This window comes from Alcanivorax sp. HI0044, assembly GCF_001634945.1.
Window position 1 is genome coordinate 1 of the sequence record NZ_LWEZ01000919.1, and the last position, 773, is coordinate 773.

Consider the following 773-nt stretch of genomic DNA (forward strand, 5'->3'; position numbering starts at 1 on the left):
CCCTGGCACGACCTTTACTGTTCTCTCTCTCTGAAGAGAACAGGTTATGAGCCCAAACCTCGCTACCGCTACAACCATGACGTCAACTTCCTGGTATCCAATTACTCAGTGAGTGCGGACGTACTGGTGGTTATGGGCAAGACCCCGGTGGAATCCTGTAACACCTATGCGGCCATGCAAATCGTGGATGACCTGGCGTGGAACCTGCGCAATGTGGAAGGGGTGCAAGACGTGACGACCATCGCGTCTGCGACGAAGCTGATCTCGACCAACATGAATGAAGGGTCCATGAAGTGGGCGACCATTTCCCGGGACCAGTATGCGTTGAATAACGTCATGAGCTTCATGCCGGACAGCCTGTACAACCTGGATTGCTCGCTGACACCGGTTTATGTGTTCCTGGACGATCACAAGGCTGAAACGTTGGAGCGTGTTACCGGTGCAGTGGCTGACTTTGCCGAGGCTCGTAACAACAAGGATGTGATGGAGCTGAAGCTGGCCTCCGGTAACGCCGGCGTGGAAGCGGCCACCAACCAAACCATCGCCGCCAGCCAGTACCCGATGCTGGCTCTGGTTTATGCGGTGGTGTCGGTACTGATCCTGATCGCTTTCCGCTCTTTCCGTGCGGTGATTTGTATCATTGTACCGCTGGGGCTTACCTCCATTCTCTGTCAGGCACTGATGGCTCACCTGGGTATCGGCGTAAAAGTCGCGACTCTGCCGGTGATCGCTTTGGGTGTAGGTATCGGTGTGGATTACGGCATTTATATCTA

1 pseudogene is annotated in these 773 nt (G+C 54.7%); it reads left to right on the forward strand.

The window, feature by feature from the left end:
• Positions 1-773 (forward strand): annotated as a pseudogene (locus tag A3730_RS31535) (RND family transporter); the annotation flags it as partial.